The sequence below is a fragment of the Micromonospora sp. ALFpr18c genome, assembly GCF_008868155.1.
Classification (GTDB): Bacteria; Actinomycetota; Actinomycetes; order Mycobacteriales; family Micromonosporaceae; genus Micromonospora.
Genome location: NZ_WBKR01000269.1, coordinates 1 through 6,589 on the forward strand (window position 1 = coordinate 1; position 6,589 = coordinate 6,589).

Below are 6,589 nucleotides of genomic sequence, written 5' to 3' on the forward strand. Positions count from 1 at the left end.
ACCACGTGCCGGTGGCGCTGGGCGCGCTCGGCGAGGACGGCGGCCAGCACCGACCCGCCGGCACCGACGATCACCGCGTACGGGGCGATCAGTTGGGTGGACAGCTGTGCCGGGCCCGGCGTCGACCAGCGCGGCACGGTGCTCAGGTACGCGAGCGCGACGAGCAACGGGCCGGCCGCCCCGGACGCCGCCGCGCCGACCCGGTGACCCGGTGATCGGGCGGCCCGCCGCGCGGCCGACGCCCCGATCACCAGTGCGGGGACGAGAGCCAGCAGCGCACCGGGCCAGTAGAGCTGGTCCCCGATCCAGTACCGGGGGTGATCCGGGTCGAGCTGCCACGTGCCGAGCTGAGCACCGACCAGGCCGCGTCCGACGCGTTCCCCGTCGATCACCGAGACCACGGCGAGCAGCCACAGCCAGGCGGCCGTCGCGGTCACGTTCACCGCGGCGGCGCGGGAGCGCAGCGCCCAGAGCGCGACGAGTACGCCGATGAGGATGCCCAGTGCCGTGTGCGCGGCGGCGATCCGCTGTGGCACGTCGCTGTCGGCGCCGACCGCGACCCGCGCGGGCACGGCGACGAGTAGCACGGTGACCAACCCGCCGAGCCCGGCGCCGAGGGCGATGGCCACCCGCCCCAGCAGGTCACGGCCTTCGGCGGGAGCCGTCGGTTCGTGCAGGCCACGGCTCTCAGCGGGAGCCGTCGGTCCATCCACGGTGGGCGGTCGGTCGGTCCCGGTCGGGTCGGTGGCGGGAGTCGAGGGACGCTCGGACCCGTCCGCCGGCACCGGGGTGGGCACCTCGGGATGGGTCACCGGCGCCGGCCGCTGGTGCAACCGCTGTGCGCAGACCGCGCCGAGCACCGTTGAGCTGGCGGCCAGCCAGGTCGCCCAGGCGAGGCCGTCCGCCCATGCCGTGTCGGCGGCGCCGGCGTCGGTGGGCGTCCAGGTGATGACGCCGAGCCCGTAGCCGAAGCCCAGTTGTGCGGCGCCCGCGCCGGCAGCGACCCCGATCGCCGTCGCGATCGATACTCCCCAGCCCCGTCTGGCCATGCCGGGCAGCGTAACGTCCCGTCGACGGCGCGGCGAGTCGCAGATGATCCGCCGGCACGGGCCGATGGGCGCGAACGGGTTTGGCGGTGACCGGTACGGTCGCCGGTGATGAGGCGGTGTGCGGTATGACGGATGTGAACACGGGGCGGCAGGAATCCGCTGGCGACCGGGACGGGGGCGGCCCGAGCAGGGCCACCGTGCTGCTCGGTGGCGGGCTGGTGGCGGTGCTCCTCGCCGCGGTGGGCGCGACCGGCGGTTGGCTGCTGGCCGGCGATGACGACGATCCGGAGCAGCCACTCGCCGTGACGACCGCGTCCGCCACGCCGACCACCCAGACCACCGCGCCCAGGCCGAGTACGGGCCGGACCACGCCCTCGGCTCCCCGCACCACCGCCACCACGACCAAGGCGTCCGGGCTGACCGTGCCGCCGGTGCTCGGCGCCGATTTCGAGGAGGCCCGGGACATGCTGCGCAAGCAGCGCCTGGGCTGGCGGCTGGTCTTCGGAGGTGGCACCGGTCGTACGGTGGAGAGCGCCTCACCCGCCGTGGGCACCGAGGTCGTCCGGGGCACCACCGTGCAACTCCAGATCGCCGGGCCGCCGCCGCCCGCCGAGGTGCCGGATGTGGTTGGCGACGACTGCGCCAAGGCCGCCGACGAGTTGGTCGAGGAGGGCCTCTACCCCAGTTACCGCAGCGGACGCAGTGGAAAGGTCACCCGGCAGGAACCGGCCGAGGACGGCCCGGCCCGCTGGAACGACCAGGTCAGCATCTGGTGCGGTGCGGATCCGAACGGCCAGCCGACCGCGAAACCCACCTTATGATCCGCGTCGGCCGGTGACCGTGTCCCGGCTCGCCGGGGCCGCTGATCCCCGCCGATGGTGCCGTGGGCCGCTAGGTTGACGGTCGAGGGCCATGCCGCCCGCCCGGTTCGGGAAAGGACGTGCGATGAGCGACGACCGCCAGGAGCCGCCCGCCGGGGAGCACGACGACGACCGGACCCGCGCCCTGCCGCCCGCCGACCGGCCGCAGCGGACGCCCGCCGCGCCGGACGAGACGGCGCCGATCGACCGGGCTGCCTCACCCGACGAGACGGCGCCGATGGATCGCTCCGCCTCGCCCGACGAGACGGCGCCGATCGACCGCTCCGCATTCGCGCAGCCGGCCGACCGGACGGCGCGGATGCCCGCGGAGCGGTCCAACCCCGCGCCGTGGTCGGGGCGGGCGGAGGTACGGCCGCCGCGACCGGCCGAGCCGGGCGGCGAGTGGTACGCCGAAGATCAGGGTGGGCGGCGATGGTGGCTGCCGATCCTCTGGGGTGTGCTCGCGCTGGTGCTCGCCGGCCTGCTCGGGGCCGCGCTCTGGGTGGTGCTCAATGCTCGGGACAGCGACCGGGACGACCCGGAGTCCACCCCGTCGATTCCCCCGACCACTGCCACCAGCGCCGCGCCGACCAGCGCCGCCCCCACCTCCGCGACGCCGAGCAGTGCGACGCCGAGCAGCCCGCCGCCGTCCAGCGAGCCCGCCGAGGTGCCGGTGCCGCCGGTCGCCGGCCTGCCGCAGGCCACCGCCGAGGGGCTGCTGGACCGGCTCGGCCTGCCCTACCGGGTGGTGTACCGGCCGTCGGAGCTGCCGCCCGGGACGGTGGTGGGCACCGATCCGGAGGCCGGTACGACGGTGTCGACCGGCGAGGACGTACTGCTGATCGTCTCGCAGGCCCGGCCCTCGACCGGGAGCAGCCCGACCGCGCCGAGCCCGACGGCGACGAGCACACCGTGACCGGTGTTCACCACATGCGGCGGCGGGTGCCGACCAGGCCGAGCCCGGCCAGCGAGATGGTGAGACCGAAGATCCCGGACCAGAACAGTGAGCGGCGCACGTCCGTCGAAGCGTCCCCGGTCGGGCCCGCCTCGGCGAGGTCCTGGCGTCCGTCGGACTGACCACCGGCACCGGCGCCGGCCACTGAGCTGGTCGGGTCGGCCGCTGCGGCGTGGTGGCTCGGGGCGACGGCGCCGATCCAGCCGGGGTCGTCGTCCAGTGGTGGGTCGGCGTCCACCACGGTGATCTCCGGTGCCGGCACCGGGGTGGTCAGCCGGGTCGCGGACGACGCCGGGTCGCGGACCAGGACCACGGCTGTGGTCACGGCCGCGAGCAGAGCGAGCAATCCGAGGGCATAGGCGATACGGGAGCGGTGGTGCCGCCGCGGGGCGGGCTGATTGACCATGACCATCCCAGGATCAGGGCCCGGGACGTGCGGGTGGAACGGTGCCGGGGTGGGCGTACCAATTCTATGGTGACGGCACGCCCACCGGCGGCGGATCGCGGTGGTCAGCCCACCCGGACGGGGGTACGGGAGACGGGCCGCCGCGTCCGTACGGTGTGCGGGCGGGGTTCCGGTGCGGCCTGCACCTGTTGCAACCCTTCCCGCTGGACGAAGATCGACCGGCGGTTGACCGCGTCGCCCGCGGCGTTGAGCTCGTAGCCGTCGAGCCAGAGCCAACCGTCGTACGTCGGCCAGTCGAGCACCCGGATCACCCGGAACATGATCGGCCTGAGGAACTGGACACTCGCCGCGCGAGTCACGTGCAGAACGTCACCGGAGCGGGGAAGCACATGGGCTCCTGGGAGGGTTGGCCGGCGGTTACGCCGGCGGTGACTGGTCGGGGAAGAGTCTCGGCCGGTGACGGGGTCGTGCCTCGTGGACCGGTGGTGCGGATGGTGGTGGTCGGGCCGTACTCCGCTGGTGGCGTGCCGCCACCCGACCATCACCCGGCTGCTTCCAGGAACCGCGCCCGCCGCCGCAGCTTGCCGGCTTGCAGCGGCGGGGTCATCACCCCGGAGCAGGTCTCGGTGGCGCCGGCCGGGCCCGCGTCGTGCCCGACGCTCCCGGATCGGTGGGGTCACCACTCCGGGGGATCAGGCGGAGACGCTGAGTGATCCGAGGCATACGGACAGAGTGCATCAGCGACGTGCTTCATGCAAGTTGCACGTCGACTTTTGCCGATACATGAGCGTGTCGCGCAAAGCGGCGCTTGAAGCCTTCCGTGTCCGGACGGCACACTGGGGGCCGGTGTCGCCCGTCGCGGCCGGCCGATGACCGGCACCACCCCCTCGCCGCGAGCGTTCGCCGGTCGACGGTCGCGCCCCCGGCGGGCGGCAGCCAGCGGCGCGTCGACCGGAGGTAGCCCGGGTGGGGTCGAGCAGCCAGCGGCGGGAACCAGTGACTCGAAGGTTGCGCGATGAGTGAACGGCGCAGCCCGACCATCAGAAGGCGGCGGCTCGGTGCCGAGCTGCGCCGCCAGCGGGAGTCCGCCGGGATCACCATTGAGGTCGTCGCCGAGCAGTTGGAGTGCTCCGCGTCGAAGGTCTCCCGGATCGAGACCGGCCACACCACGGCCACGCCCCGCGACGTGCGGGACATGCTGCGGATCTACGGCGTGGTGGGCGCCGAGAGCGACGAGCTGGTGCAGATCGCCCGGGAGGCCCGACAGAAGGGCTGGTGGCATCCGTACAGCACGGTGCTCGTCGGCGCGTACGTCGGTCTGGAGGCTGCGGCGAGCTCGATCCGGGCGTACGAGCAGCAGGTGGTGCCGGGTCTTCTGGAGACCGAGGAGTACGCCGGTGCGATGATCCGCGCCGCCCGGCCGGACTTCACGGCCGATCAGGTACACCAAAGGGTGCGTGTCCGTCTGGGTCGTCAGTCGTTATTGACCCAGGACGATCCGGTCGATCTGTGGGTGGTGCTCGATGAGGCGGTGGTGAGTCGGCCGGTGGGCGGGGACGAGGTGATGCGCGGCCAGCTGAAGAGGCTGGTCGAGGTGGCCGAGTTGCCGAACGTGACGCTTCAGATCCTGCCTTTCGAGGTGGGTGCGCACGCCGGCATGGACGGGACCTTCACGATCCTCAGCTTCCCTGAGCCCGGTGATCCGGATGTTGTGTACGCGGAGAACGCCACGGGTGGGCTCTTCCTCGAGAAGAGCGACGAACTACAGAAGTACAGCTTCATCTTCGATCACATCCGCGCTGCGGCCATACGTCCGGAGGAGTCCGTCGCACACATCGCAAAACTGGCAGAGGAGCCGTTGTGGAAATGGCGACCAAGGGGTTCCCCGTGGACCTGACGCAGGCAGCATGGTTCAAGAGCTCGAAGAGCGGGCCGAACTGTGACAACTGCGTGGAGGTGGCGTACGTGACGGGGGCGGTCGGAGTGCGGGACTCGAAGGACAAGGCCGGCCCGGCCCTGGTCTTTGCCCCGGGTGACTGGCACGCCTTCGTCGACGGCACCAGAGGTGGTGTGTTCGGCTCGGCCTGACCGAGCGTCGCGTGAGGCCCCTGTCCGGTTCCGACCGGGCGGGGACCTTCCCGTGCCCGGGCCCCGGGCGCCCGCGCCGCTGTCGGGGGCGTGGGCCGCGAGGTTCCGCCGGGATTCCCGTCGCCACAGCGGGTCCGTCTCGTTGAACCGGTCGGTAGCGGCGCTGATCGATGATCCGCCGCGCCGATCCGCAACCGAGCGAGGTAGGCGAGACGGATGACGACGATCGGGTCAGACAATCTCACCAGCGGTCCGGGTAAGCCGGAGCGGTTCGGTGGCAAGTACCGCGGGGCGCGTCGGGACACCGTACTGACCGAGGTGGTGTCGAGCGACCAGGAGGCGTCCGCCGCCGAGTCGGTCGATCCGCCCCTCTCCCTGCCCTCACTCGACCCGAACCCGCTGGTCGAGCCATCGTTCCCGCCGAGCGGCTGGCCGATGGAGGCGACCGGCTCGCTGGCCGACCACCCGCTGCTGCGCGGTCTGCTGCTGGAGTTGCCGCCGAAGGGCAGCGTGCCGCCGCCCGGATGGCTGGACCGCTGGTTCGAGGCGACCAGGGCGATCCTGGAGCTGCTATACGTGCAGGGGCCCGGCCGCTCGCGCTGACGTCGACGCCGCCGGGCGGGTCCGCTCGGCGAACCGGCTGTGTCGCAGCGCGTGCCGGACGCCGATGACGGCCACCGTGAGCGCGCCGACGGTGATCGCCGGCCCGGTGACAGCGGGCTCGGCGCCGAGGTCGGCTCCGGCTGCCGCGATCACCGCCGGCAGCGTGGTCAGGGCGCTCACCTGCAAGGGCAGCCCGACGAGGGGATGTGCCGCCGCGGCACGCAGGCCGTGCGGGGCCGGGGTGGCCGGCGCGCTGGCGAACGCGCCGGCGCCGGCCCACAGCCGCCGGATCCGCCGTACGGAGCAGACCGCCACCACCAGCGCGGGGCCGACGGCCAGGGTCAGCCCGGCGGCGGCCCGGTCGACCGGGGCGGTGCCCGCGCTGAACAGCCCACCGACGAGCGCGGCCGCGGTGAGGGTCACACCGCTCAGGGCGAGGACCAGCAACCATCCGGTACGCCTACGCAACGTGCGGGTGTTGCGCAGCCGGGGCAGGCCGTCGGCCAGGACGCCGGCGGCCAGCCAGACGGCGGCGATCGGCAACAGGATGGTGAGCTGACTCTCCATGTCGGAGAGTCTTTCCCGGATCGACGTCGAGCGAATCCGGGCCGGTCCCCCCTTCACCCCG

The 6,589-nt window shown here is 73.2% G+C and carries 9 protein-coding genes; 5 read left to right on the forward strand and 4 right to left on the reverse strand.

Annotated elements, in window-relative coordinates; all coding sequences use genetic code 11:
* Window positions 1-1,049, reverse strand: a 1,049-nt coding sequence (locus F8271_RS29010; RefSeq protein WP_151493018.1) for a hypothetical protein, incomplete at its 3' end; no start/stop codon positions are given.
* A gap of 125 nt (window positions 1,050-1,174) precedes the next feature.
* On the opposite strand from F8271_RS29010, the gene F8271_RS29015 reads away from it, so the two are divergent.
* A complete protein-coding gene (locus tag F8271_RS29015) occupies window positions 1,175-1,870 on the forward strand; it encodes a PASTA domain-containing protein (protein ID WP_151493019.1) in 696 nt (231 codons plus the stop codon).
* A gap of 124 nt (window positions 1,871-1,994) precedes the next feature.
* Window positions 1,995-2,825: a PASTA domain-containing protein gene (locus F8271_RS29020; protein ID WP_151493020.1), complete on the forward strand. Its 831-nt coding sequence runs from the start codon at window positions 1,995-1,997 to the stop codon at window positions 2,823-2,825.
* 7 nt (window positions 2,826-2,832) lie between these two features.
* On the opposite strand, the gene F8271_RS29025 is transcribed toward F8271_RS29020, so the two are convergent.
* Both F8271_RS29025 and F8271_RS29030 read right to left on the reverse strand, forming a co-directional pair.
* Complete coding sequence (locus F8271_RS29025) at window positions 2,833-3,276, reverse strand: hypothetical protein (protein ID WP_151493021.1); 444 nt, start codon at window positions 3,274-3,276, stop codon at window positions 2,833-2,835.
* Between the two features lie 98 nt (window positions 3,277-3,374).
* Window positions 3,375-3,659, reverse strand: a complete 285-nt coding sequence (locus tag F8271_RS29030) for a hypothetical protein (protein WP_139586807.1) — start codon at window positions 3,657-3,659, stop codon at window positions 3,375-3,377.
* 626 nt (window positions 3,660-4,285) lie between these two features.
* Here F8271_RS29030 and F8271_RS29035 point away from each other — a divergent pair.
* From F8271_RS29035 to F8271_RS29045, 3 genes are all read left to right on the forward strand, one after another.
* A complete protein-coding gene (locus F8271_RS29035; protein WP_030487606.1) occupies window positions 4,286-5,167 on the forward strand; it encodes a helix-turn-helix transcriptional regulator in 882 nt (293 codons plus the stop codon).
* Window positions 5,137-5,358: a DUF397 domain-containing protein gene (locus F8271_RS29040; protein ID WP_151493022.1), complete on the forward strand. Its 222-nt coding sequence runs from the start codon at window positions 5,137-5,139 to the stop codon at window positions 5,356-5,358. Before F8271_RS29035 ends, F8271_RS29040 begins: the two co-directional genes overlap by 31 nt.
* Before the next feature lie 216 nt (window positions 5,359-5,574).
* The gene (locus tag F8271_RS29045) at window positions 5,575-5,961 is read left to right on the forward strand and encodes a hypothetical protein (protein WP_151493023.1); all 387 of its coding nucleotides are present in this window, start codon (window positions 5,575-5,577) and stop codon (window positions 5,959-5,961) included.
* On the opposite strand, the gene F8271_RS29050 is transcribed toward F8271_RS29045, so the two are convergent.
* The gene (locus F8271_RS29050; protein WP_225854840.1) at window positions 5,929-6,585 is read right to left on the reverse strand and encodes a hypothetical protein; all 657 of its coding nucleotides are present in this window, start codon (window positions 6,583-6,585) and stop codon (window positions 5,929-5,931) included. The two genes, F8271_RS29045 and F8271_RS29050, sit on opposite strands and share 33 nt — an antisense overlap.
* Window positions 6,586-6,589: the final 4 nt, after the last annotated feature.

Bases quoted from the DNA above. Each gene is read 5' to 3' on its own strand.
- F8271_RS29015 (WP_151493019.1), top strand. From the start codon at position 1,175: ATGACGGATGTGAACACGGGGCGGCAGGAATCCGCTGGCGACCGGGAC.
- F8271_RS29020 (WP_151493020.1), top strand. From the start codon at position 1,995: ATGAGCGACGACCGCCAGGAGCCGCCCGCCGGGGAGCACGACGACGAC.
- F8271_RS29025 (WP_151493021.1), bottom strand. From the start codon at position 3,276: ATGGTCATGGTCAATCAGCCCGCCCCGCGGCGGCACCACCGCTCCCGT.
- F8271_RS29035 (WP_030487606.1), top strand. From the start codon at position 4,286: ATGAGTGAACGGCGCAGCCCGACCATCAGAAGGCGGCGGCTCGGTGCC.
- F8271_RS29040 (WP_151493022.1), top strand. From the start codon at position 5,137: ATGGCGACCAAGGGGTTCCCCGTGGACCTGACGCAGGCAGCATGGTTC.
- F8271_RS29045 (WP_151493023.1), top strand. From the start codon at position 5,575: ATGACGACGATCGGGTCAGACAATCTCACCAGCGGTCCGGGTAAGCCG.